This is a genomic window from Veillonella sp. 3310 (assembly GCF_003999875.1).
Taxonomy (GTDB): Bacteria; Bacillota; Negativicutes; order Veillonellales; family Veillonellaceae; genus F0422.
Window position 1 is genome coordinate 366,426 of sequence record NZ_RQVJ01000001.1, and the last position, 23,581, is coordinate 390,006.

Annotated in this window: 47 protein-coding genes; 5 read left to right on the forward strand and 42 right to left on the reverse strand. The window is 37.4% G+C overall.

The annotated features are described in order from the left end of the window. Nucleotides 1-19 precede the first annotated feature (19 nt). The 32 genes from EO127_RS01785 to EO127_RS01915 all read right to left on the reverse strand — a co-directional run bounded on the left by EO127_RS01785 (nt 20) and on the right by EO127_RS01915 (nt 12,540). Entirely contained in the window at nt 20-217 is a 198-nt protein-coding gene (locus tag EO127_RS01785; RefSeq protein ID WP_127447761.1) for a hypothetical protein, read from the reverse strand. Between the two features lie 211 nt (nt 218-428). Further along, nucleotides 429-584, reverse strand: a complete 156-nt coding sequence (locus EO127_RS08680) for a hypothetical protein (RefSeq protein WP_164742252.1) — start codon at nt 582-584, stop codon at nt 429-431. Nucleotides 585-816: 232 nt separating this feature from the next. Continuing rightward, nucleotides 817-1,263 (reverse strand): hypothetical protein, encoded by a 447-nt coding sequence (locus EO127_RS01790; protein ID WP_127447762.1) that lies wholly within the window; start codon nt 1,261-1,263, stop codon nt 817-819. Between the two features lie 80 nt (nt 1,264-1,343). Continuing rightward, a complete protein-coding gene (locus EO127_RS01795; RefSeq protein WP_127447763.1) occupies nt 1,344-1,733 on the reverse strand; it encodes a single-stranded DNA-binding protein in 390 nt (129 codons plus the stop codon). Beyond that, nucleotides 1,726-2,094, reverse strand: coding sequence for a hypothetical protein (locus EO127_RS01800; protein WP_127447764.1), 369 nt, complete (start codon nt 2,092-2,094; stop codon nt 1,726-1,728). The genes EO127_RS01795 and EO127_RS01800 overlap by 8 nt, the downstream gene beginning before the upstream one ends. Before the next feature lie 8 nt (nt 2,095-2,102). Further along, entirely contained in the window at nt 2,103-2,465 is a 363-nt protein-coding gene (locus tag EO127_RS01805) for a DUF5651 domain-containing protein (protein ID WP_164742253.1), read from the reverse strand. Between the two features lie 78 nt (nt 2,466-2,543). Beyond that, complete coding sequence (locus tag EO127_RS01810) at nt 2,544-2,927, reverse strand: hypothetical protein (protein WP_127447766.1); 384 nt, start codon at nt 2,925-2,927, stop codon at nt 2,544-2,546. A 2-nt stretch (nt 2,928-2,929) separates the two neighbouring features. Next, nucleotides 2,930-3,358 carry a dUTP diphosphatase gene (gene dut / locus EO127_RS01815; protein ID WP_127447767.1) on the reverse strand — a complete coding sequence of 143 codons (429 nt, stop codon included), beginning with the start codon at nt 3,356-3,358 and terminating at the stop codon, nt 2,930-2,932. Between the two features lie 11 nt (nt 3,359-3,369). Next, entirely contained in the window at nt 3,370-3,534 is a 165-nt protein-coding gene (locus EO127_RS08685; RefSeq protein WP_164742254.1) for a hypothetical protein, read from the reverse strand. Between the two features lie 8 nt (nt 3,535-3,542). Continuing rightward, entirely contained in the window at nt 3,543-3,986 is a 444-nt protein-coding gene (locus EO127_RS01820) for a hypothetical protein (protein WP_127447768.1), read from the reverse strand. Then, on the reverse strand, nt 3,970-4,158 hold the full coding sequence (locus EO127_RS01825) for a hypothetical protein (protein WP_127447769.1): 189 nt from the start codon (nt 4,156-4,158) through the stop codon (nt 3,970-3,972). Before EO127_RS01825 ends, EO127_RS01820 begins: the two co-directional genes overlap by 17 nt. Before the next feature lie 191 nt (nt 4,159-4,349). After that, nucleotides 4,350-4,787, reverse strand: coding sequence for a hypothetical protein (locus tag EO127_RS01830; protein WP_127447770.1), 438 nt, complete (start codon nt 4,785-4,787; stop codon nt 4,350-4,352). 6 nt (nt 4,788-4,793) lie between these two features. Next, on the reverse strand, nt 4,794-5,003 hold the full coding sequence (locus EO127_RS01835) for a hypothetical protein (RefSeq protein WP_127447771.1): 210 nt from the start codon (nt 5,001-5,003) through the stop codon (nt 4,794-4,796). A gap of 112 nt (nt 5,004-5,115) precedes the next feature. Continuing rightward, the gene (locus EO127_RS01840) at nt 5,116-5,445 is read right to left on the reverse strand and encodes a hypothetical protein (RefSeq protein WP_127447772.1); all 330 of its coding nucleotides are present in this window, start codon (nt 5,443-5,445) and stop codon (nt 5,116-5,118) included. Between the two features lie 157 nt (nt 5,446-5,602). Further along, nucleotides 5,603-5,941, reverse strand: a complete 339-nt coding sequence (locus tag EO127_RS01845) for a DUF3310 domain-containing protein (RefSeq protein WP_127447773.1) — start codon at nt 5,939-5,941, stop codon at nt 5,603-5,605. Between the two features lie 4 nt (nt 5,942-5,945). Beyond that, nucleotides 5,946-6,824 carry an ATP-binding protein gene (locus EO127_RS01850; protein ID WP_164742255.1) on the reverse strand — a complete coding sequence of 293 codons (879 nt, stop codon included), beginning with the start codon at nt 6,822-6,824 and terminating at the stop codon, nt 5,946-5,948. After that, nucleotides 6,763-7,491, reverse strand: a complete 729-nt coding sequence (locus EO127_RS01855) for a hypothetical protein (RefSeq protein WP_127447775.1) — start codon at nt 7,489-7,491, stop codon at nt 6,763-6,765. Before EO127_RS01855 ends, EO127_RS01850 begins: the two co-directional genes overlap by 62 nt. 1 nt (nt 7,492) lies before the next feature. Next, complete coding sequence (locus tag EO127_RS01860; protein ID WP_127447776.1) at nt 7,493-7,711, reverse strand: hypothetical protein; 219 nt, start codon at nt 7,709-7,711, stop codon at nt 7,493-7,495. Then, nucleotides 7,708-7,956, reverse strand: a complete 249-nt coding sequence (locus EO127_RS08905; protein WP_127447777.1) for an HNH endonuclease — start codon at nt 7,954-7,956, stop codon at nt 7,708-7,710. The genes EO127_RS01860 and EO127_RS08905 overlap by 4 nt, the downstream gene beginning before the upstream one ends. Continuing rightward, entirely contained in the window at nt 7,934-8,491 is a 558-nt protein-coding gene (locus EO127_RS01870) for a hypothetical protein (RefSeq protein ID WP_127447778.1), read from the reverse strand. Before EO127_RS01870 ends, EO127_RS08905 begins: the two co-directional genes overlap by 23 nt. Beyond that, entirely contained in the window at nt 8,475-9,116 is a 642-nt protein-coding gene (locus EO127_RS01875) for an ERF family protein (protein ID WP_127447779.1), read from the reverse strand. Before EO127_RS01875 ends, EO127_RS01870 begins: the two co-directional genes overlap by 17 nt. Further along, nucleotides 9,116-9,628 (reverse strand): siphovirus Gp157 family protein, encoded by a 513-nt coding sequence (locus EO127_RS01880; protein ID WP_127447780.1) that lies wholly within the window; start codon nt 9,626-9,628, stop codon nt 9,116-9,118. The genes EO127_RS01875 and EO127_RS01880 overlap by 1 nt, the downstream gene beginning before the upstream one ends. A 106-nt stretch (nt 9,629-9,734) precedes the next feature. After that, complete coding sequence (locus EO127_RS08870; protein ID WP_256359600.1) at nt 9,735-9,869, reverse strand: hypothetical protein; 135 nt, start codon at nt 9,867-9,869, stop codon at nt 9,735-9,737. Between the two features lie 50 nt (nt 9,870-9,919). After that, complete coding sequence (locus EO127_RS08690) at nt 9,920-10,093, reverse strand: hypothetical protein (RefSeq protein WP_164742256.1); 174 nt, start codon at nt 10,091-10,093, stop codon at nt 9,920-9,922. 25 nt (nt 10,094-10,118) lie between these two features. Then, on the reverse strand, nt 10,119-10,337 hold the full coding sequence (locus EO127_RS08910) for a helix-turn-helix domain-containing protein (protein WP_371412847.1): 219 nt from the start codon (nt 10,335-10,337) through the stop codon (nt 10,119-10,121). After that, nucleotides 10,334-10,684, reverse strand: coding sequence for a LysM peptidoglycan-binding domain-containing protein (locus tag EO127_RS01885; RefSeq protein WP_127447781.1), 351 nt, complete (start codon nt 10,682-10,684; stop codon nt 10,334-10,336). The genes EO127_RS08910 and EO127_RS01885 overlap by 4 nt, the downstream gene beginning before the upstream one ends. 295 nt (nt 10,685-10,979) lie before the next feature. Further along, on the reverse strand, nt 10,980-11,291 hold the full coding sequence (locus EO127_RS01890; protein ID WP_127447782.1) for a hypothetical protein: 312 nt from the start codon (nt 11,289-11,291) through the stop codon (nt 10,980-10,982). After that, complete coding sequence (locus EO127_RS01895) at nt 11,291-11,608, reverse strand: hypothetical protein (protein WP_127447783.1); 318 nt, start codon at nt 11,606-11,608, stop codon at nt 11,291-11,293. Before EO127_RS01895 ends, EO127_RS01890 begins: the two co-directional genes overlap by 1 nt. A gap of 14 nt (nt 11,609-11,622) precedes the next feature. Next, nucleotides 11,623-11,832 (reverse strand): hypothetical protein, encoded by a 210-nt coding sequence (locus EO127_RS01900; RefSeq protein ID WP_127447784.1) that lies wholly within the window; start codon nt 11,830-11,832, stop codon nt 11,623-11,625. Nucleotides 11,833-11,843: 11 nt separating this feature from the next. Beyond that, nucleotides 11,844-12,056: a hypothetical protein gene (locus EO127_RS01905; RefSeq protein ID WP_127447785.1), complete on the reverse strand. Its 213-nt coding sequence runs from the start codon at nt 12,054-12,056 to the stop codon at nt 11,844-11,846. 18 nt (nt 12,057-12,074) lie between these two features. Then, nucleotides 12,075-12,305 carry a hypothetical protein gene (locus EO127_RS01910; RefSeq protein WP_127447786.1) on the reverse strand — a complete coding sequence of 77 codons (231 nt, stop codon included), beginning with the start codon at nt 12,303-12,305 and terminating at the stop codon, nt 12,075-12,077. A gap of 40 nt (nt 12,306-12,345) precedes the next feature. Then, nucleotides 12,346-12,540: a helix-turn-helix transcriptional regulator gene (locus EO127_RS01915; RefSeq protein ID WP_240645986.1), complete on the reverse strand. Its 195-nt coding sequence runs from the start codon at nt 12,538-12,540 to the stop codon at nt 12,346-12,348. A gap of 158 nt (nt 12,541-12,698) precedes the next feature. On the opposite strand from EO127_RS01915, the gene EO127_RS01920 reads away from it, so the two are divergent. Then, the gene (locus tag EO127_RS01920) at nt 12,699-13,121 is read left to right on the forward strand and encodes a helix-turn-helix domain-containing protein (RefSeq protein ID WP_127447788.1); all 423 of its coding nucleotides are present in this window, start codon (nt 12,699-12,701) and stop codon (nt 13,119-13,121) included. Nucleotide 13,122: 1 nt separating this feature from the next. Beyond that, the gene (locus EO127_RS08915) at nt 13,123-13,560 is read left to right on the forward strand and encodes a DUF4231 domain-containing protein (protein ID WP_127447789.1); all 438 of its coding nucleotides are present in this window, start codon (nt 13,123-13,125) and stop codon (nt 13,558-13,560) included. Here the strand turns inward: EO127_RS08915 and EO127_RS01930 are convergent. After that, a complete protein-coding gene (locus EO127_RS01930) occupies nt 13,544-13,759 on the reverse strand; it encodes a hypothetical protein (RefSeq protein WP_127010571.1) in 216 nt (71 codons plus the stop codon). The genes EO127_RS08915 and EO127_RS01930 overlap by 17 nt on opposite strands. A 28-nt stretch (nt 13,760-13,787) precedes the next feature. Here EO127_RS01930 and EO127_RS01935 point away from each other — a divergent pair, with 28 nt between their 5' ends. From EO127_RS01935 to EO127_RS01945, 3 genes are all read left to right on the forward strand, one after another. Then, nucleotides 13,788-14,180, forward strand: coding sequence for a TIR domain-containing protein (locus EO127_RS01935; RefSeq protein WP_206168933.1), 393 nt, complete (start codon nt 13,788-13,790; stop codon nt 14,178-14,180). 155 nt (nt 14,181-14,335) lie between these two features. Further along, nucleotides 14,336-14,761, forward strand: a complete 426-nt coding sequence (locus EO127_RS08920) for an ImmA/IrrE family metallo-endopeptidase (RefSeq protein WP_127447790.1) — start codon at nt 14,336-14,338, stop codon at nt 14,759-14,761. A gap of 112 nt (nt 14,762-14,873) precedes the next feature. After that, complete coding sequence (locus tag EO127_RS01945) at nt 14,874-15,929, forward strand: tyrosine-type recombinase/integrase (protein WP_127447791.1); 1,056 nt, start codon at nt 14,874-14,876, stop codon at nt 15,927-15,929. Between the two features lie 276 nt (nt 15,930-16,205). Here EO127_RS01945 and EO127_RS01950 read toward each other — a convergent pair whose 3' ends face one another. From EO127_RS01950 to murC, 9 genes are all read right to left on the reverse strand, one after another. After that, the gene (locus EO127_RS01950) at nt 16,206-16,736 is read right to left on the reverse strand and encodes a biotin transporter BioY (RefSeq protein ID WP_127447792.1); all 531 of its coding nucleotides are present in this window, start codon (nt 16,734-16,736) and stop codon (nt 16,206-16,208) included. Then, nucleotides 16,723-17,331 (reverse strand): hypothetical protein, encoded by a 609-nt coding sequence (locus tag EO127_RS01955; RefSeq protein WP_127068772.1) that lies wholly within the window; start codon nt 17,329-17,331, stop codon nt 16,723-16,725. Before EO127_RS01955 ends, EO127_RS01950 begins: the two co-directional genes overlap by 14 nt. 257 nt (nt 17,332-17,588) lie before the next feature. Continuing rightward, nucleotides 17,589-18,164, reverse strand: a complete 576-nt coding sequence (locus EO127_RS01960; RefSeq protein ID WP_127447793.1) for an outer membrane beta-barrel protein — start codon at nt 18,162-18,164, stop codon at nt 17,589-17,591. Nucleotides 18,165-18,187: 23 nt separating this feature from the next. Next, the gene (gene ftsZ / locus EO127_RS01965; RefSeq protein WP_240645966.1) at nt 18,188-19,204 is read right to left on the reverse strand and encodes a cell division protein FtsZ; all 1,017 of its coding nucleotides are present in this window, start codon (nt 19,202-19,204) and stop codon (nt 18,188-18,190) included. A 150-nt stretch (nt 19,205-19,354) separates the two neighbouring features. Beyond that, a complete protein-coding gene (locus EO127_RS01970; protein WP_127447795.1) occupies nt 19,355-19,705 on the reverse strand; it encodes a small basic family protein in 351 nt (116 codons plus the stop codon). Beyond that, nucleotides 19,705-20,382, reverse strand: coding sequence for a DUF881 domain-containing protein (locus EO127_RS01975; RefSeq protein ID WP_127447796.1), 678 nt, complete (start codon nt 20,380-20,382; stop codon nt 19,705-19,707). The genes EO127_RS01970 and EO127_RS01975 overlap by 1 nt, the downstream gene beginning before the upstream one ends. Before the next feature lie 12 nt (nt 20,383-20,394). Further along, complete coding sequence (locus tag EO127_RS01980; protein ID WP_127447797.1) at nt 20,395-21,261, reverse strand: cell division protein FtsQ/DivIB; 867 nt, start codon at nt 21,259-21,261, stop codon at nt 20,395-20,397. Between the two features lie 8 nt (nt 21,262-21,269). Further along, on the reverse strand, nt 21,270-22,202 hold the full coding sequence (locus EO127_RS01985) for a D-alanine--D-alanine ligase (protein ID WP_127447798.1): 933 nt from the start codon (nt 22,200-22,202) through the stop codon (nt 21,270-21,272). A 1-nt stretch (nt 22,203) separates the two neighbouring features. Beyond that, entirely contained in the window at nt 22,204-23,577 is a 1,374-nt protein-coding gene (gene murC / locus EO127_RS01990) for a UDP-N-acetylmuramate--L-alanine ligase (RefSeq protein ID WP_127447799.1), read from the reverse strand. Nucleotides 23,578-23,581 lie beyond the last annotated feature (4 nt).

The following is a 23,581-nucleotide window of genomic DNA, read 5'->3' on the forward strand; positions in this document are numbered from 1 at the left end:
TTCTAAGCGTCCTTGTACATTATTTCATTTCTTCTTGTAACTCTTCTAGCTTTTGCCTTGCCTTGTCTATATCTTTCTTTACTAATGTAGAAAAGGCTTTCACTACTTGCCATTCATCTTCATGTAATCGCAATTGGTGACCTTGTCTAGCCTCGCTATATCCTTTACGCCACCCGACCTTGCGACCTGCACCTTCTCGTGCTCCACCTCTAGGCATTTCTATCACCTAACCACATTTTATAAAGGTAACCAATGAATGCTCCATTAATCCATGAGCTCCAATTCATCCCCGAATAAAGATTAGATGCAAATGAAACAATAGCCAATGCCAACAATAATAATTTTTTCGTTCTTGTTTTCATACTGTTTGACGTGATACAATTGAGATACATTGGGGGATTGCTCCCCCTCTGTATACCCTCTATAGGTTATTTGCGTTGCTTGCGTTTATTCCTTTTAGAGGGTTTTTTATTTTTCAAAATTTGATTTAATTTCTTATACCCTTGATATGCTCCAGTTATTACTGCAATCATATTAGCAAGGAATGAAACTGTTTCAAACAATGAATCATAAAACTCTTTCACATCTTCACCTCCTTTCTATACTTATATTATAACACTTTATGATTAAAACGTAAAGATAAATAATAGAAAAAAGGTACAAAAATAGCACTATCCCAACTAATGGATAATGCTATTCTTGCCTTCATGTGGATTTCTGTTGTAACGTGCTTTACGCACTTATTACATTTTATATTATATCACACTTGATAGGTATATTTAGGTATATTTAGGTACATTTAGGTATATTTAGGGTTCAAATTTCATTCGCTTTTCTATAAAATTCTTCTAATGCTTGCGAATGCCACCCTTTAACCGTCTGATACGATGGCGTTATGCTTTTATACATATGTCTCAATCGTTGACCGCTAATATATACACGTTTCAATATCACTCGCAATATTCCATCATCAATTTTATCAATAATTCGTAACGTATGTAACTCTAATTCTATCGACCGTTGTTTATACTCTTCTAATTGGTCATATAATTCCTGTAATTTATTTAGCTGTTCTATTGTTGGTGCTTGGTATCCTCCGCCACCCTCTCCGCTTAGGCTAGATCCACTTAGCTCCCTCGGTCCCATCTCTCGTTCTAATTTCTTAATCTGATAGCTTGCCCATTTACCTTCTTCTCGTATCTCCCACAATTTACCCAATTCTGCTTTTGCCCATTCTCGCTGCTCTTTTTTGCTTAATTCCATGTACCGCTCCTTTGCCTTAACCGCACGAATACCACCCCATCATTTGATAGGGTGGTTTTGTTTTGCTACATCCCTAATTATTAAAACGGCAATTCCTCTCGTGGTTCAGTATTGGCCATCATATCAAAATTGCCTTGTCCCTGTGGTTGTGGTGTTTTTGCATAGCCTGTACAGAAATCTGCTACTACCTCAGTCACATATCGTTTAGTGCCATCATTCGCCTCATATGACCGTGTTTGCAATCTGCCTTGCACAAATACCCTATCGCCCTTTTGGAATTGGCTAAAATATTCTGCCTGTTGTCCCCATACTACGCAGTTTACAAATGCGGTGAACTCTTTTGCATCTCCATTCGGATCCTTGTATGTATTTGTAGCCGCTACTGTAAATGTAGCTACTGGCTTACCACTATTTGTATATCTTAACTCCACATCTTTTGCTAAATGCCCCATTAATTGAACACTATTCATCGTCTATTTCCTCCCATGCTACTTCAACATAATCTGATGAACCTTTATTTACATCATGATAGATGTAATCTTTTAAATGCCTAACCCATTTAGGGTTATCGTTCTGTAATATTCCAGCTTTTACCATTCCATCTAATACGAATTTCTTGGCAAATGCAATATTGTCGCTGTCGTGTCTACCCTTTACGTGCCATGTAAAAATCATATCTACCTGCCGTTTTGGCTTATTACAATTCGCACATAAAGCCTGCACCATAACTGTATTTGTTAATTTCTTTTTAATGCTAGAGGCAATCATTCTATTAGTGCGTTCTCGCTCTATATATTCGTTCAGATATACGAAATCGCAATCTATTCGCAATGTATTCTTCATGCTTGCACCTTGTATGGGCAACACTCGGCACATTCATCAAACACTGGCATACCTGCATGTATTAGTGCTGTTCTTAGATCACATTTTTTGTAATCCTCCCTTTCACAATTAGTACATGCTCCACCTATGGCATACTCTGCGAATGTGTTTAAATAGTCATCGCTTTCCTCTTCCTCTTTCTTTGTATAAGCAGATGTCTGTACGGTCTTAACTTCATAATGACTAACTAACCTTGTTAACTGCTTTCGTTGCTCTTCGTCAAGATGTTCAATTACGTGGTACATCAATTTTTCCGCAAATGTGGCAATCGTATTTGCCTTGCGTTTCCATTCACCATCAAGGTTGAATGACTCGACCATATTTTTTGCTTCTTGGTTCATGCATGCCAGCAACAGCACATTTTGCTTGTTCCTACTATTTAAATACCTACGTTTCACCTATTCACCATCCTCATCGCTGCTAAGGTAATCTAATAAAAACAAATGCTTCAAGTACTCTTTTGTATTATCAAACTCTTCCCATATATCAATATCATCTTTACAAGAATTTAATACAATTACATAGTACTTTCTTTTGTCTTTGCATATATGTTGTAATAAAACAAATGCTCCTGCTAAGTCTATAAGCAACTCTTGATATTCATAATGACCATTAAAGTACTCACATAAATCAGACTCTATTTTCATAAAGACTGTGGCTAACGCTATAGTATGTGCCCTTAATTCTACTTGTATTTCTTCATTCGTCTCTATTAATTTGTTTAATCCTTCAAGTACTAAGCCTGCACTATTATCTAATTCTTCTAATAATTCATCATTCATTGTTATACTCCAGTACTACCAAATCCACCCTCGCCACGTTCAGTAGTCGATAACTCTTCTACTTCTTCAAATTCCACTTTCGGAATTGGCACGATAATTCCTTGTGCTATTCTGTCACCTTTTCTTATGTTTTCATCATAACAGTAAGAATTTTCATATAAGGCATGAATTGTACCTCGGTAATCACTATCTATAACTCCAACACTATTAGCCATCCGTAACCAAGTATTCTTACCAATGCTAGAACGTGGGAATAACAGCAATACATGTCCTTGTGGTATCTCCATCGCCACACCTAAGTTAATAGCATGTACATGTGTTTCTGTAACTTTCACATCTTCCGCACTGTAGAAATCGAATGCACCAGATCCATCTGTTGCATATGTTGGAATCTTACCATTAGAATGTGTTTTCTTAATTTTTACTTTCATCTTTTCCACCATTATTTTAATTTAACCACTAATCCGATAATAAATAGAATCACTAAAATAGCTGTATATGCAATGATTAGCCATAACGGCAAGAATAGCCAAAATGCATTCACACTAATGTATTCAAATTTTTGTAAAACTAACATAATCAGCTGTAAAATCAATAGTTCTTTCATGCTACCTCCTAATTTTTTACTGTGAGTTTGCCTCCGCTCTTGCTACATTCTTTTGTGCAATATCTCTGATTAACTCTAGCTGTTTTAAACTGCTTACCACAATATTCGCATTTCTTTGTCAGCTTTCGACTATCCTTGTATTGCAACCATCTATTTTTTGAATTTCTTCTATTTCTGATTTTCTTGCATTCATCTGAACACAACACACATCTTTTGTTATCTGTTCCAAAGAATTTCCCACACTCAACGCATGTGTTCCAATACTTTGGCGGTGTATATTCTTCTTCAACCTCTATCGGTTCTTCTTCGATTTCCTCCACCTTAGGCGGCGGTGTATATCCCAACACCATCCTCCCCTCTTTAGGTACTCCATCAATGCACGATTTACATCTATCTTGGCACTCACCACCTACTGTAAATACTGCACCACAGGATCTACATTTTCTTTGCATTACGTTTCCTTTTTTCCATCCCTCGTATAAATAATACATAGGCTTTTATCGATCCACAAATTCGTTTCTTTTTAATATTCAGATTACCCCAATAATCCAATAACGAATCGCATACATGTTCAATCAATCGCTTATCGTATTTAATTTTCTCGTCTAGCTGACTTCTTTCCATCCTGTCATTTTCCTCTGCTCTTCCTAATTAGTCCCATAATTACTAAATCAACCGCTTTATCTGTTCCAACAATTCGTTTCTTAGATCTTTTACTTCTTAAATATCTTGCTCTTCTTCCTGTACAATCAAATAATAAGTTCATTTGCAATGATGACAATTCAAAAAACGTGGTTATAGTTATCTTCACATTATCACCCCCACAACACATTAATCAGATGTCTCACCATCTCACGCACATACTTCAACTGCATAAGGAATACCACTGCATACTCTTTAGCATCTACATTCTTTTCTAATTGCACGATACAGCAGGTTAACAAGCTAGCAACGACCATAAGCCGTGGTACTGTTTTCTTATCATTCCATGCATATTTTGTACTTTGAATATAAAAGATAATTTGGCTTGCTAATTCTAAATTAGCCGTTATAGATTCTATTATCAAATCGGAATACACTACTGGTGGAATTTCTTCCTCATCATTTTCTTTAGCCCACTCTTTCGCCTCTTCAACATCCAAATCTTTAACCGTCCTAGGGATGTATGCCCCAACGTTGTACAGCATATCATTCAACTCGGTAACACATTCACCAATGATTCGGTCATGTTCTTTTACTATGTCATTCCGCATTATTTCCTACTCCGCTTTATAAGGACAATTTAAAATATGATTTATTTCATCTATAGCTATATTAAATTCAAAATTTGCATTAATGAACCTCAACGCCTTATTAATTTCTTTTTGTAAAACTAGCTCTACATCTTCAAAATCCTCATCTATCCAGTCTTTCATTTTGATTGTAAATCGACCTTCTATTTGCGTATAAAATCCAACTTCTTCACTCATATTTCTACCCCTTAAAACAACGGTTCTTGCCACTCATTAACTGCTAACATCTTATTTATTGCCTTGTTATGATTACTCACTGATTCGCCTCCAGTACCTGCTATCAAACTTTTTATACATGAGCCTGCATGCTCTGTGCCTGTTTCTTTGCCACCGCTTTTGCATATTTGTTCTTCCTTTTACACTTATCGCTACATGTTGTTGAATTTCCTCTGTTATTACCGAATTTCTTACCACACACTACGCATCTGTGCGTGAATGGATAATAGCCATCTCGCACTCGCTGTTCCTCTATTTTCTGTTCCATTCCTTGTAAAATCAATACTTGTCCAATGGTCAATTTCTGCTTGCGGTGGATCATTTCACATTCATGGCACCGCTCGATATGGTCATACTTAGGCAAAAACTTTTTTCCACAATCTACACATATTTTCTTCTTCATATTTCTGCTCCTTTTGAATTCAATTACAATAAACCCTTTCCCACCATAATGCTATCTATTTGATCTAACATTTCATTTTGTTTGCTAGATGGCAATAATCGTCTATATTCTTCTCCTACATAATAAACTCGCAACAATAATCTTTTACCAAATTCGGTTAATTCTCCATTGTTTCTGCTAAGTTTTTTTGCAAAAAATCTAATATTCGTTCATATCTCCATTCCAAATAATCTAGGCAAGGTTTAGGCAGCATTTCATCAAATTTCTTATCTAATTCTTCTTCGTGTTTTTCTGTTAACACTTTAATCTTCCGCTCTAAGAATGCGATTGCCTTTTGCAAATCCTCCACCTCTTTTGATGGGTCTTTGAACCCTGCTCTCGCAATATACTTGACCGCATTCCCTGTATGGTAATCTAATCCTTGGTCTTCGATAAATTCCCATACTTCAATCTTTCCTCGGTTGTAATATTGTGGATTCTTTACGTTATCACTCATTACCTTACCGTTCTCCTTTCGCTTTCAATCGTCTATAATCTTCACCTTTTAATTGGATGATTTTGCACATCTCCAACACCCTTGATGTAATTCGTTTGCCCTGTTCCCCTAGCCGTTCCTTTACTTCTTGTAAAGTGCAATTGCTAGTTATGACCGTCATTCGATTATTTAAATATCGTTGGTTAATCACAAGGTATAATCTTTCTGCAACCCATTCGGTGGCTTTCTCAGCTCCTAGATCATCCAATACTAAGCAATCGACATTGTACAGTGCTTGGAGTATCTCAAAATCATCACCATTCTCTCGCAGACATCTCCGCAGGCTTTCCATGAGTTCGGGTACTATCACAAATAAACCTGTTTTGCCTTGCTCCATCTTCTTTCTAAGTAATCCAATAGCAAGATGTGTTTTGCCTAACCCACTAGCACCGAATATGTACGCTCCTTGCGTGCTTTCATCATTGGCTAGTGTAATCATATAGTCATGTGCTTTCTCACTCTCTACGGTGCGTTTTTCGTAGTTTTCTAAGGTGGTTTCTGTATAAGATGTAGGAATATTTGCTCGCAAGGTCACTTTCTCTAGATCCTTTTGATTTCGCCACACCCCATATAAGCCACATTTCAAGACATACAACTCGCCATCTGCATGCATGCGTGTCATGATTCCTTTAGTCCTGCAACCCTCGCCACCAGTGCATTTACTACACATTCGCTTGCTTTCGATGTACTGGCTCGCCCTTATATCGAATAGAGGTCTGTCAGTCGCTCCCTCTACTAATTCCACCTTGTCATCCTGTAAATAGGCTCGTAGTTCTAACTCATCATAGATAGAGGTCGGCATATTCATCTTGCTTAGGTTCAGCCGTTCTATTAAAGCTTGCACGTTGATTAGATCCACCTCCTTTGTCAAAGCTGTTCCTGCTCCAGTTCCTCGCAGTCGCTTTCCAATCTTTCATCGGATTCTTTCCGACTTTCCATCCGTTCCCCTCGTAGTAATCAAAGAAGCGATTCACATCTACATGTAGATTGTGTTCATCAACATAGGTTTGTATTTCCAATGGAGTAGGTTTGACAAATACTTTCCTCGTTGCTTTCTTCTTTTCTTTCACAGGTGGTGATTCACCATCTACTAATACATGAGTATTAGTAGATAATAGTCTAGTCTCTTCTATTCTAGGTATATATACCGATTGTTGAACTGGTTGTTGTACCAGTAACGGTTCTATTTGTTGTACTGTTTGTTGTACCATTTGTTGGGAATTATTCCCTACAAATGGGATTATTCGATATACCGCTGACTGTCTACCAGTTCGACTATAGAAATCAATCCGCCCTAATTGCTTTAATCGATTCCTTGCTTTCAATATCGTTTTGGAAGTCATCTTCGTAGATACTTCTAGTACGTTGATGGCCACATTGAACTCTTCTTTCCATCCAGTAGTATTGTTATAGTGCATTAATGCATACCACAACGCAATTTCTGATGTTGTAATAGTGGGTTCCGTCAGTATCCATCTTTGAAAGCTGTTTAATTCGTCGATGTATCCCATATTATTCGTTGTTGTTACTATCGTTATTAGTAACCCATTTTAAGAAATCATCCATCGATACCGAACACATATCATCTTCTTCTAATTGTGCTAACCCATCGATAATCTCAATCACTGCTTGTAATTCTTTGATTCTATATTCATATCCATATGCTTGTATTGATTCATACATCTTAATTCTTTGTGCAATCATGAATTTAATTAATTGGTCTCGTTTCATTTGATTCGCTCCTTTAACGATCTATAAACTTCCTCATGGTAACTACCATGTGCCATATTGTGGCATTCTCTGCATAGGCATGCTAAGTTAGATAATCTACTATCTCCGCCCCTAGATCTAAATAGAATATGATGTACTTCCGTTGCAGGTGCTTTACATAGTACGCATAAGCCCTCATCACGTTCTATCGCCCATTTCCTTGTTCGCTGATATAATTTATTGTCATCCGCCTTGCTTTTGTTCATCCATCCCCTCCCAATCTTCTAATAGGCTGTTCACTTCCTCTTGCGTTTTTGTCTCTATTCCTAATTGAGTAGCCTCAGATACTAGAGAATCAATGAGCCTTGCCATTTCCTTGGTGTCATAAGTGCTACTGCCATAATAAGCATGGATCACTTTGTAGCCATCTAATTTGCTATTTCCTACATCTTCAACAATCCAACCTATCCCATTGGATTGCCATATTTCGGTAAATCGTTCTACAGCCTCCGCCTTGATTGGCATAGGTGTAAAGGCTTGGCAACCTTTGATTGCTTGCCTATATACGTCCTCACGGCTCGTATATGTGCCATGTTTTGAAAGTTCCTCAGCAATCTTTTGGCATAACACCCAACAATAACTATTAGCCGTTAGTGACCGTCTTTCACGGTGTAACCTCAATTCAATGTTATACCGCTTATCTTCTTGGATCTGATTGAGTACCTCCACTCCTGCAGGTACCATCAGCATGGCACCCACTGGAGTTTTGACAATCTGCAAGCAATCAACTTGCCACTTCATAGTTAGTCGCCCAATTAAGTAGTGCTTTTAATTCTTCTTCGCTTAATGCTTTGGAATTTTGTTTTCCAAACATCTTCATCATCTGTTCGCCAATCGTTTTGTTGTCAATTCCTTTTATTCCCATTTGCTGTTTAATGGAATTAAAATATTCTTCCTTGATTCTTTTTTCTTTAATTGAATTTGTCTCTGGTGCTTTTGCTTTAGCTTTTGTTTGCGTTGTATTAGCCGTGTATGCGTCTGTGTCTGCGTCCTTGGTATCATCAATACAGAACAACCCATTCAACGCATACTTCCTCGCATAAGAGGATGTAGCACCAGTGATTTGGCTTGGATCCATTCCCTTTTTATCTAACGGCTCTTTGGCAAATGCACTATTGGCTACCGCTCCACCGTCTGCACCATACAACGTGGCGGTTGCCTTGATGTAATTGTGGTCTCCGATTGTTACAATCTCATCACTAATCACAAGGCATGTATTGGTTTCTTTTAAATGAGGTTTAACCCCCTCCAAAATGTCCTCACAACTACGGTAATGGTATTTACCAAAACTATTGAATTGCCCTTTCGGGGCTTTTAGATTAGATTGAATATAGTTCAGTGCACTATAAATGCTTGTAGTCGTCATTATTTCTCATCCTTTCCGATTGTTACTTTGAGCGATGTTGTATCAACCAGTCTTGCACCAGTTATTTCAACGCCATCTTGTAACGCTTTTTTAATTGCGGTTTTATCCGCCTCTATCTTTGTTTTCAAAAACTCAATAGGTAAAGCATTTACGTCTGTTACCTCGGTAGACACACCCTTACGGTATGTCAATTTATGTGGACCATACAACATAGTGCTTTTGAGATTGCCTGTTTTTTGCAACTGCTCTTGCAAGTAGGATTCTAGCCATGTCGCTTTGTTCTCATAGCCTTTTGCTACCTCATCAAGCCGTTTCTTTTCCGCCTTGACCATCTCAACGTTGTACTTGTATTCTTTTACTAATGCACAGATATTCTGCACCTTAATGTCGAACTCACCATCGATAGCCTCCAATGTATCTTGGATTATTTGCCAATCTTCCGACCCCATCTCGACCTGCTCCATCATTGTGGCTACTTCTTGGTAATTCTCTGCTAATTCATACAATTTCAATGTCTGTTCCTCCTAGTGTTTTAATTTAACTTGTGGTATAATAAATATAATTCATATTTCTGCTCCTTATTTGGAAGCAGTGACCCTCAGTTTTGAGGGTCTTTTTTTATTCCTCTGTTACATAGTCGATTCTGCAATTTTCAGCATCGCAATCATATTTTCGTGTCAATTCCTCGATTGCGTTCTCTTGGATTTCTTCAAGGTTTCGACCTCGTACTGCGATATTAAACGGAATTTTCACATACCCCTCTACGGCGTACTATTGTTTCATATACTCACCCCCTTTCACGACTAATCTAATTTGCCTAACGTTCTGAATGCTATATTGTTTATTTCCATATCAATCTGTTTATGTACTTTCTTTCGGATCTTTTCTATTGCCTCTTCCGTATCGTCTGCCCTCACTTTGACCAACAAAGGAACGAAGGCAATCACATTCGCCACATACTTATATTTACCTTTCATGTTTCACCTCATTTACTTTTAAAACTCATACATCCCTAAAAAACAATTCATCAATAGTTAGTTGCCTACCTAAACGTCTGTTTAATACGTTTTGGATTACCAACATATCTCTTCTAGTAAACTCAACTTTGCCCATAAATCGTTTGGATAAAGCAACATGTGAAATGCCCACCAATTTGGATAATTCCAGTTGAGTAATATTAGCCCTCACTATATATCCTCTTAGAACGTTGAAAGGTTTCATTTTGCCTCCTTAATCGCTCTAACCTTGAGCGTCATGCCTGGGTGAATGTTTGCACCATCTAAATTATTTTCGGTAATAATTTCTCGAATGGATTGGCGTACATCCACTTTCTCACCTACGGCATCTTTAGCGATTCCCCATAAGGTGTCGCCCTCTTGTACGATTACTGTTTTATCTTCATATTGAATTGGTTCTTGTACTACCGCAGCATATAGCCCTGCTAGCACTAGCGGAATCATTGCGACCGCTATAATCCTATCCCATCGGGTATAGGTTCTTTTTTTTGGTTTTATTTTATATACAACCCTATGCCCTCCGATATAGGTTCTTTTTTCATGCTGTTTCATTTCATCAACTCCTTTATCTTCTTCATATACGCCCTAACAATAGGGCATTGGTTTACTAGGTGATACACCGCCATAGAATGTACATCGAACTCTTCCACGGTCTTTGCGATTACATCACAAGGCGGATACAGATCATTGTACAGATACTTCACAAACGCTCGTTTGCTTATACATAGCCGTTCGGCGAATTGGTCTTGCGTTAGGATTATGCCTCGTAGTGCGTTTTCAAATTCACTGCGAGGCTTCTTTGCACTTCTGTTCATTTCGTTCACCCCTTGATTTCTATATACTGTTGTTAGTAAGCAAGTTGTTCTATTAAATCACCTGCCTCAACCGTGATAACATTTTGCACTTTAAAGAATTTCGCCTTTAGTCGGCGGTTCTCATCTTTAAGTCTTTTATTTTCTCTTTTAAGCTGTTCATATTCCCAAGGTGTAAACTCTTGACCTCCATCAATGAATGCCATTACATTTCTACGGCTATACGCCATAGGCTTTACCCCATCAATAGGAACTAATATGCCTCTATTCTTGTAATTGAGTAGGGTGCTTTTTGAACACCCTAGCATTTCCATTACTTCCTCTGCCTTACAAATTGGGCTGTCCATTAATACACCCCTCTCCAATACTCAACCAATTCTTTGCGTTTTAACATCTCTTGTTCTGCCACTACATCAAAATCGCCTATTACCTCGGCAGGGAGTTTATACCTAAGTTCCAAATCTCCAACGAATCCACCATCAAACGGATAGAAGATTTTGCACTGTTTCCAATTGTACGACCAATCATATTCATTGATTTCCACTCTTGGATACGCATAAGCTGTTACCAGTTCACCAGTAGGGGAGAACTCTCCCCACCATCCATAGTGGAATGTGAAGCCTTGTTCTGTTTTTGTTTCGTTATACTTTTTCAACGTGTTCATATTTCTACTCCTTATTACGACTCATAGAAGTTTGGATGTTTCTCGAAATCTCCTAAATCAAAACAAACTCTTGCAATTGTATACGCGACTAAACCTAACCGCTTAAAACCATCATCGCCTAACTCATTTGCTATCAACGAGAATTTATCGCAATCATTCATTGCATCCATGTGCATTTTCTTTAATTGTTCGTTCTGTTCTTCAGTTAAATTGATTAGTTTCATATTTCTACTCCTTATTTCAATGTTTCCAATTCCACTTTCATTTCTAAATATCTTGAGTAGGGTTCAATTCCACAAAATTCAATATATACCCCTGCCTGCATCATATTTAGCTCAAATCCAATTTTAAAAATCTCCTCTTTAGTTTCCTTATATTTTCGTAACCATTTTTCAGCATAACCTATGTATTCCTCGTATTTTTGTTTTACTCTTTCTAATTCATTCATATTTCTACTCCTTAATCTTTACGCTCCATGAATCAATCTTCTTGCAGCTTGTGCCATCCCATCTATTGCCTCATCGTAGAATTTATCTACCTCATCTTTGCTATAGATGGTTTTCAATTCTTGTAAAACAGATAAGATGTGAATGCTTTTGTTATTGAATGTTTCTAAATCTTCTGCTCTAATCAGCAGATTTAATGTGTCGTGAAATTCTTTTGTGAATATAAATTTTTTGGTTTCCATGTTTGTCATGTTTCTGCTCCTTGTACTTAACAATTTGTTATTATTTTCTTTAAAAAAATATATCCTGCATATTTAGTTTTGCATTTCTTTTTTTGAAGAAAGTAAATATTTTTGTCATTTCATCTGGTGTAAACTTTCTTTTGCCACCCTCTTTCATTGCATATAGTGGTTGTGATAACCCTATAGCCTTTGCCATATCCTGTTGGGTTAATTTATACCGTGTTCGCAAATCCGATAATTTCATTTTCAATCTATCACCTCCTTAACATTTTGTTATCTTATGGTTTCATTATACTAACACTTTGTTATTAAGTCAACCATAAAAATAACAAATTGTTATTACTTTTTTACATAACAAATTGTTATAATTTTAATACGATATATTAACATGAGGTGAACATAATGAACTCTACTGGTGACAAACTCCGTGCACTAAGAAATAAATATAATATGACCGCACAAGAGTTAGCAGATAAACTCGGTGTTACTGCTCCCGCTATTTCTCTGTGGGAACATAACAAACGTGAAATAGATAACTCTACACTATTAAAAATAGCCAATATATTTAATGTAACCACAGATTTTTTATTAGGTGCTCCTGCATTCAAGCCTACTCTTTCCGAACGTGATGAAAAGGACATCCAAAAACGGCTCGAACTGCTTATGAATGATTTGGATTCTGAAACAGGGCTTGCATTCTACAACGGCGACGGTGAGATGGATGATGAAACAAGGGAATTGCTCCGTGCCTCTTTAGAATCTGCACTGCGGATTACTAAATTGAAAGCGAAAGAGAAATTTACACCTAACAAGTATAAGGGATAATATGGATACTTCTACATATATCAACGAACGACTAAACGACCAAATTGCATGGTACAGCAAAAAAAGCTCTATAAACAAGAAATATTTCAATAGGTATAAATGGATAGAGTTAAGCATTGGATGTTGTATCACGATTGCCACCTATTACAGTAACGAATATAACTGCCTCCGTATTGTTACTATAGTCCTATCATCCATACTGGTTGTGATTGTCGCTTTGCATGGATTACATAACTTTCATGAGAATTGGATCGAATACAGAAAAACAGCAGAACTACTTAAAAATGAAAAATACACCTACTTATACAAAGCAGGTGTATATAAAAATCTATCCGATGAAGATAGGTTTATTCTGTTAGTTGAACGTTGCGAATCGATTATTTCCCATGAAAATATAAATTGGGCTAACATCAATAGCGGTTCTAAATGTAAGCAGTAAGTTCTGTATCTTGTGGAACTTCCTCATAAGTTCTATCAAACACATCAGGCTTACATGGGTATTCTTCCCCTCGGATTCCTGTAATAATCCAATCCCCAACACTGGCTTGCATTGGTCCCTCTAATGTTTGAATAACCATTTCCTTATCTGTTTGATACGCCTCAATTACTACTGGCTTTTTAACAAACTTTTTTTTCATATACTCACCTCCGATGAAAGGAATTTACATGATTAATATTTTTATTAGCCATGCATGGAAGTATAGCAAAGATTACTATACTATTAAAATTTGGTTAGATGCATCATATTTAGTATACCACAATTATAGTGTACCAGAACATGACCCACTAGACGCAAACAACACAAAAAAATTGAAAGAACAACTTACAGAACAAATACGTCATGCAAGTGTAGTAATTATCATTGCTGGTATGTACACTAATCATAGTTATTGGATTCAACACGAAATTGATGAAGCTGTAAGAATGGGCAAGAAAATTATTGCCATTAAACCTCGTGGAAATACCAATATGCCTACGAATTTGCAAAATGTAGCCCATGAAATAATTAATTGGAATAGCCAATCGTTGCTGTCAGCTATTTATCGATGTACACAATAACAACTAAAGATATACCGTAAATAGCCCATTCTTACGAATTTGTTGACCTCAACAAAATGGTCTGTTTTATAAAGGGGTCGATTTCGACCCCCTTTAAACCAGTCGAATTCGACGGGTTTAGAATCCATACTATAATGCACTAAGGAAGATGTCATTTGATTAAAGATACAATAAAAAAGCTAGTCAAGAAATACGGTACTCGTGACCCTATCCGACTAGCTAGAGAATTAGATATTCAAATTATATATAGTGAGTTAGGTAACATAGGCGGTTATTGCTTTTACAGTAACCGCATACGGTGTATATGCGTCAATTCCTCTGTTCCCGACCACCATGTGCCGTTTATAATAGCCCACGAATTAGGGCATATATTCCTACACCCTAACCGCAATGTGCCATACTTGCACCACTACACGCATACCAACGTGGATAGAATTGAAAGGGAAGCCAATACATTCGCCGTGGAATTACTCATACCCGATGAGTGTATCAACTTTTGCGACTGTCTCACCAGTACCGACCTTGCAACTGAATATGGAATACCGTTAGAGTTTACGGATCTAAAGACTTTCAGCCAGTAGGCTTTTATTTTTTACCACTACTAAGAACATATGTTTTATATAATTCAACTATTGGAATATTTCCAATACATGGTACTTGCATTTTCTGCAATACCCACTGAAAGGAGCAATCATGGCTAGTTATTCTATTTCTACACGTCAAAAGGATAAAGGTTGGCAGGTTATCGTTAGCTACAAAGACCGCTATGGCAAATGGCGACAAAAAAGCAAGCAGGGTTTCGCTACTAAACGGCAAGCCAAAGATTACGGCGATGTAATTGTGAAAGACATCAAGGAGAATCTACTGCTGACCAATAATGAAGAATTGGCTAATATGACATTCATTGAGTTTACTCGTTTGTACTTTGACGATATGAAAGATAAATTGCGACCTAATTCACTAATAACCTATCAAAATGCTATCAAACACCTACACCCCATCCATAATGTTAAGGTAGCAGATATAACCCCCTCTATAATTCACTCTATGGTGCAAGAAATGACACTACCTGCACCATCCAAACATTACCCCTTGCGGTGCCTTAAAACTATCTTATCGCACGCCATATCGCACTATGATTTATTACCACGTAACCCAGTTACAAATTCCATACCCTACAAGCCTAAAATGACAAGAAAACGGATAGTAAATGCGGAAGAAATAGAACTGTATTTAAATAATTCAGATCCATTGTCACCCTATCACATTGCTGTTGCACTACTATATAATACTGGCATTCGTGTTGGCGAACTGTTAGGCTTAACATGGGACGATATTAATTTAGATGATATGACTATCTCTATTAATAAGCAATGGGTGCGAATTGGACCTGAAAATAATTTTGGATTTGGTCAATTAAAAACAAAGAATAGCAAACGTATATTGCCTATTCCTATGGTGTTAGTAACAAAATTAAAAGAATATAAAGAACAATCTACACATGCTAGAATAATCCCTATCAATTATTCATCAATGCTGTATGGGTATATAAGCACGAATATCAACAAACATAGCCCCCACGATTTTAGGCATACATATGCAACTAAGCTACTTTCTAATGGGGTGGATATTAAAACTGTAGCCTCTCTATTAGGTGATACGGTTGCTACCGTCATAAACACTTACATTCATTACTCGGACGAAATGAGGGAGAATGCTCGTGCAGAAATTCAACGAATTTTCGACTAATTTTATTATTTTTTGCCGTTCATCTGACGAATAAAAAAAGAACCGCAATATTATGCGGTTTCTCATTAATTAATACATACCAATTAGATATAGCATTGATGTAAAAATTAGTAGAATCACACTTTTATGGAGAACTATATTCCATTATTCTTTAAAATTTGCCTGGGATAAAGACTTTCAAATAATGACAAATAGATATAGAACATTGGTTGACATCTTCCAAATAATAAAAGCGACCAAATCCAAAAGGATTTGATCGCCATTCTACATAAATATTTAGAATTTAATTTTTATAGCAATCCATGCAGATAAAATTGCTTTTATAATATCACCAATAACAAATGGATAGAACAAAATACCCAAAGCTTTTTGTAATCCATCAGCAGTGAATGGTATGCTTGCAACAGACATGAAGTACGGCACCGCCGCTACATAGGTAATCACAATACTCACTACCGTAGCTACTACAGCATATCTAAGGAAACTTTTTTCTGTTCCCTTTAAACAACTAACCGCAGTATAAGCGATAGGCCAAATCAAAATAAATCCGCCTGTAGGACCCAGTATTTTTCCCATGCCACCAGTAAATCCAGTAAATACAGGTAATCCAACTGCTCCTAACAGTACATAGACTAATAATGTCAAAAATGCTTGTTTCGGTGGTAACAATAAGCCAATCAAACACAAGGCAATGGTAATTAAAGAAATCATTCCCACACCCATAGGGTTTGGAATCGATAATTGTGCCATTACACAGGCTAGTGCCACTAATAACGCCATTTTTGTCAAATCTCTAGTCTGTAACATTCGCTAACTCCTCTTCATAAATCCATTTACAACGGGCACGCCCACCATGAGTGCCGACTAATTCACACTCACCAATTTGCGTATGCTTTTCCGAATGGATCATAAGTTTTTCTACAGAAATAACATCTCCACCATAAAACGGTGCAGAAAACGTAATATCTAATTGAAGTAACATTGCTTCATCTAATACATGATGTGCCATATGTGATAAAACCATTAGTTCTGGTACTACGGGAATTTCTTCTCGATAGATAGGATTATCATCCTGAATAGCATCAGCAAATTCGAGAATGGATTCCGGTGTAAACACGAACTTTGTTCTTGTTTTATCTTTCAATTCACCTGGCCAAACCTTTGGCATTTCTCCCAATGAAACTTCATCATGGTGATTCCCTTCGGAATCGAACCGTTCTAACATCGTGGACACCAAAGTGCCTTTCGAATTACAAACAGTCACTATATGTTCTTGCTTTCTTGGGGTATAGTTAATTTGTAACTGTGGTGATCTTGTAGTTCGTTTAAATTGTACATTACGTACAATCACGGTATTAGGAATTTCCCTTACACTTGTCAAGCCCTTACATAGTGTATGCATAGTGCCTCCTCCCCCATAGCATGGGTTATACTGGATCTTACAAGCTTACATGATTCTTACATTCTGTTACACCTTTATTATAATTAATCAAACTGTAGATAGTCAACCTATTTTTCAAATTAATTGTTTACATACAGTGATTGCCTACTCATATATATCACATAATAAAATCAAAAGGACTGTAATGCAGAGTTTACACTCTTACACTACAGTCCTCACATGATGCAAACTAGTACAACTGATAGGGTACTTTCAAATTAGAAAGTATACCCTACACCTGCATGTAATCCTTTTACATCAGTTTTATTTTGATTCATATTATATTGATCGTATTGGTAATATACATTCAAATCAATATCGGGACGCAATCCATAGGAAGCTCCTACTTGGTAAGTTCCTTTAATATCATTACCAAAACCTACTTTAGCAAAGCCTTCAATTTTATCAGCTAATTGAGTATGTCCAATCACGCCTGCTTGATAACCAAACCCATTTTGTTTTGGTCCCATATCTACATAGGTACCAGCGCCATAGACATTGATATTAGGATGTACCGCATAGGCACCGGCTAATTGATGATCTTTGATATCTGTTCCAGTACGATGCACTTTATTAAAAGAATATTGTGCAGCTAAATTATCGGATATACCTTGCTGTGCAGATACACCAAAACCATCTTTGCGTTTTGTGTCTTGTGCTGTTTTTTTAGATAGAGAATATTCAGCGGCTACTTTTGTTTCACCAGCATTAATATTTGTCACGGGAACAGCAGCTGCAAATGCAGAAGCACTAAAGGCAGCTAACACTGCTGTGGCTACTATGATTTTCTTCATAATATCCTCCTTGTATGAGAATCTTATCGTTTCATGAAAGCTGGTACGTCTGGAGAGTTTCCTGTAACACCAAATGGGCTTTTACGAGCAAAACCATTAGAAGAACCTTGGTCACCAAAACCAGTAGCAACAACAGTAATGAATACTTTGTCACCAACATTTTCATCGATAACAGAACCGAAGATAATATTTGCTTCTGGATCCGCTGCTTCAGAAATGATTTCAGCTGCTTCATTGATTTCAAATAAGCTTAATTCTTCGCTACCAGTAATGTTTAACAAGATACCTTTTGCGCCGTCAATGGAAGTTTCCAATAATGGGCTATTGATTGCTTGTTTTGCAGCATCTACAGCACGATTTTCACCTTCGCCTACGCCGATACCCATCAAGGCTTCACCTTGGTTCGTCATGATAGTTTTTACGTCAGCAAAGTCTAGGTTGATTAAACCTGGTTTTGTAATTAAGTCAGAAATACCTTTGATGCCTTGACGTAATACTTCATCAGCAGTCAAGAACGCATCTTTTAAAGATGTTTTACGGTCAATAATACCCAACAAACGGTCATTTGGAATTGTGATGATTGTATCAACTTTACCAGTTAATGCTTCAATACCACGTTCAGCTTGTTCTTTACGTTTTTTACCTTCAAAGCCGAATGGTTTTGTTACAACACCTACTGTTAATGCGCCAGCTTCACGAGCACATTCTGCTACTACAGGAGCTGCACCAGTACCAGTACCACCGCCCATACCAGCAGTTACGAATACCATATCAGCGCCTTGCAAAGCTTTTAAAATATCTTCGCGACTTTCTTCAGCTGCTTCACGGCCTACTTCTGGATTAGCACCAGCGCCTAAGCCTTTAGTAGCTTTCTCACCGATTTGGATACGAACAGGTACATTAGTACCATCTAAGGCTTGTGTTTCTGTATTAGCCACTAAGAAATCAACATTTTCTAAGTCGCTGCCAATCATACGAGATACGGCATTTCCGCCGCCGCCACCAACACCAATAACTTTAATTTTTGCAAACTCTGACATCGAATGCTCCTCCTCTTTACTAGAGATATATTTCATATACTTTTACAATGACATTATACTACTAGTCTATCTTATCATTTATAATTTGCTTTTATTTTACAATATATTTAATATTTTTTCAATGAAAGTCAATCATTGTCTTTATTTTTTCTATGTGTGTAGTCGTTTAGTTAATAATAATCTACGAATAGCTGCTGTATTTTGGAACAAGCGCAACCCAAATGAAATCAGTGCCACATAATATAAATCTATGCCAACCTCATTCCCTAAAAACACCAATAAAGCTGCTAATAAGGAGTTGGAAAAGAACCCTGTAATAAATATAGATAATCCAAATGTTCTTTCTATGGCCGCTCTTGTACCACCAAAGACAGAATCCAAAGCAGCTAGGAGTGCCACTGAAGTATATTTAGCATAGGCTACTGGTATATCAAAAGGTGTCATAATACCAATGATAACCCCTAGTATTAACCCGCCTATAACCCATACGTATACCATCATTAACCTCCCTTCACTTTGATGTAATTTTGTTTTATCGTTCCATCATAAGCTGGGACTATTACATGATCTTCATCTTGAATTTTTACTTCAATCCCCCAATATTTAAGAGACTCCACGACTCCACCTCTCATAGTAAGAGCCGAATGCAATGTTTTTGTGTCTCCAATGGCCTTGATAATAAATGGTGGGGCAAAAATTTTTCCGTTAACTGTAACGGTAGGGCCGGAGCAACGAATTTCCGAAGTTCCTATTAAACGTTGGTCATTAATAGAGATAGCCTCCGCTCCAGCCGCTCTTAATTCATTGACAATACGAAGCATATCTTCATCGTGAATTAAATATAAATTGGGATTTTCCCCATCTTTTACTGGCGTTTTGCTATCCGTTATGGTTAAGACCACGCCTGGACCTTCTACATCGACTAAGGAAGCCTTAAGGGATAATAGTCGATTTTCTTCTTTCATCCCTTCTAGACTTCCTTCTTCTTTCATAGTAGCAATTTGTTTTTTAAGGCCCGCCCGTTCTTCTTGAAGAGAATTAATCTTTAGTGCCAATTCTCCACTTCTTTGTAAGTTTATATTGCCCTCTGCAATAGTTTGTGTCATTCTGTACTGCGTAACAAGCATGACCCCTACAATCATACTTACTACGGCTATGGCGATACGCCCTTGTTTCAACTTTGTACTCCTTTATTGTGATTTAATAAAAGGGGATTTAATATTTACGTCGATAAACTCAGCAGATACATGCCGTTGTGCAATATCTACAAGCATATCTGTAGTTATCTTTGCTTTTTCTTCTAAATTATTACGGTCTCCAATGTGAATTGGTAAGCCCTCTACTGTATAGGCAATCATTTTGTCGGCATCACCTACATTAATTTCACCAATTTTCTTTCGTTCCTCTTCAGTGAAAGATTCCATATACGCAATAGCTCCGCGGATTCCCTCGGCTTCAATAGTATCGCCTAATAATGCATTCCCTAACCGCACTCCAGAAATAATAGGCACCGTTGTGTCAGGAATAGTAGCACTACTAGCAATAACCATACCGTTTCGATCCAAAGAAACAAATCCAAATTGAGAAGAAACTACAACCAACGCCTTTCGTTCTTTCACATCTACCTGCAAAGTAAGTGGTAATGCATAGGATACATGTGCCGTATCAACACGTATATCCTTTTGTAAACGTTCTTCTAAAGCGCCTGTTCTAACTCTTAGGATATTAACAGGATATCCTAAATCACCTATATGCACCACATCTTCTGAGGTTAATTGACTAGTCCCTGTCACTTGAATTTGACCAATTGGCAGAGGTAATGTAAAAAGACCAATCACGATGCACGCACCAATGACCACCTTCCAAACTGCGGATTTTGATTCTTTACGTCGCTTCATCTTTCGTCTTCGACGCACACGTTTAGGTCCTTCAGGGGTATCTATGGTAACAATTTCCCATCCATCTTCTATGCCAGAAATTGTTCTTTCACTGATTGGTTGTTCTCCAATTGGAGACCTGCTCTGCTTCTCCTGGTTTTGAAACCCATGTACCTTCATAACCACTCCTAAAATTTATGCAGTCCAGCGGACTGAAGAATTTGTTCGCATAATTCAGGAAATTCAATACCCACTGCTCTTGCTGCTTTTGGCACTAATGAGGTAGCCGTCATACCAGGTACCGTATTATATTCCAATACAAACATATCATCTGTACTGTTCATCATGATATCCACACGGATTACACCTGCGCATTGCATTTGTTGATAAACAGATTCGCCAATACGTTGCATGGCAGCAGCTTGTTCTTCTGTAATCGGTGCTGGCACCAAATAATCAGTAGCACCTGTTGTGTATTTAGAGGCATAATCATATTCCCCTGAATGTGGTCGAATTTCAATCACTGGCAAAGCTTTACCATCTAATACAGATACAGTAAATTCTCTACCATCTACAAATTCTTCTACTACGATGACATGGTCTATGTCTAATACTTGTTTGACTTCTACATCAACAGTTGCTTCATCTTTAATAATAGCGACACCAATACTAGATCCTTGACTAGCTGCTTTCACAACAAATGGCACTTTGAAATTAGCATGAATATCCTCTAGGATCGCATCCACAGATTGTAATTTGTTATCATAGGATTTGGAATTAGCTGTAGGAATCTGAGCTCCCAAAAAGACATGTTTACTCATTTTTTTATTCATACCTACCGCATGAGCCATAACGCCAGATCCTGTGTAAGGAATACCCGCCATTTCAAGAGCCCCTTGCAAGGATCCATCTTCGCCATATTTTCCATGGATGGCATTAAATACGACGTCGCATTGTAAATCTTGTAAATCTTTCACTACTGTACTAGGGTTACATTCTAATGTTGTAGCTGCATAGCCTTTGCTTTGTAATGCGTCTGCAATAGCTGCCGCTGTTCTTCTAGATACATCGGCTTCTTTTGATGGTCCTCCCATGAGGACAATAATACGTTTATCCTTCACTTTATTTTTCCTCCAATAAAGCTAATAGTTTAGGTCCAAATTGATTAATATTACCTGCTCCCATAGTGATGACCAAATCATTAGGTTGAATATATTCTAATACAGTTTCTGGCAAAGTATTTACATCTGCCACATAATGAACCTCTTTACCTGTCAATTCTTTAATCATCAATGGAATAGACATACCATCAATTCCAGCCTCAGGTTTTTCACCAGCACTATAAATATCTGTAATAAAAACTAAATCAGCTTCTTTGAAAGCCGTGCCAAATTCACGTAGTAACAATTTGGTACGACTATATCTATGCGGTTGGAATAGAATTACCACTCGGTGATCTTCCAGAGATTTTGCCGCTTTAATTGTAGCCGCAATTTCTGTAGGGTGATGTGCATAATCATCTACCACCCAAATGTCTTTTACATGACCTTTTGTTTCAAAACGACGTTTCGCACCAATAAATTTTCGCAACGCTTTTGCTACAACTTCAAAGGAAATTCCTTCTCCTAAGGCCACTACAAGTGCTCCTAGTGCATTCAACGCATTATGTTGACCTGGTACAGCTAAACGTAATGTACCTAATACACTATCTTTATGAACCACTTCAAAGGTAGTAATCCCTTGTTCAATGCGCAAGTTCTCAATACGATAATCGTTGCCTGCCCCTAAACCATACGTAATGCATTGACGTTTAATATCCGGCATAATCCGTCGAATTGATGGATTATCACCACATACCACAGCAATACCATCTTCTGGTAATTTCATAGAAAACTCTGTGAAAGCTCTCAATAAGTTTTCCACCGTCCGATAATGGTCCATGTGGTCATTTTCAATATTCGTGATTACAATGCGCTTAGGATTTAAGTGCAAGAAAGAACCATCACTTTCATCAGCTTCAGCAATACTATATTTACCTTTACCTACATGACTACTGCCATTTAAATAATCCACTTCTCCACCGATGATGATAGTTGGATCTTGATTTGCTTCCATGAAAATTTGTCCAATCATAGACGTAGTGGTAGTCTTACCATGTGCACCAGCAACAGCAATACCATAGGTTTCATCTAACACTGCTTTCACCACGTCCGAACGGTGTAAAATTGGAATATTTCGTTCTCTAGCTCCGACAATTTCAGGATTATCATCATGGATGGCAGTAGAGCGAATAACCACATCTACTCCTTCTACATGAGCCGCATCATGGCCCATAAAAATAGTAGCCCCTGCATTTCTAAACTTTTCTGTAATCGCAGATTCTTGAATATCGGAACCAGATACAATAAATCCTTTTTCAATCAATACATGCGCAATAGCACGCATGCCAGAACCGGCGATGCCGATTAAATGTATACGTTGATAGGTATCTAACATAGAG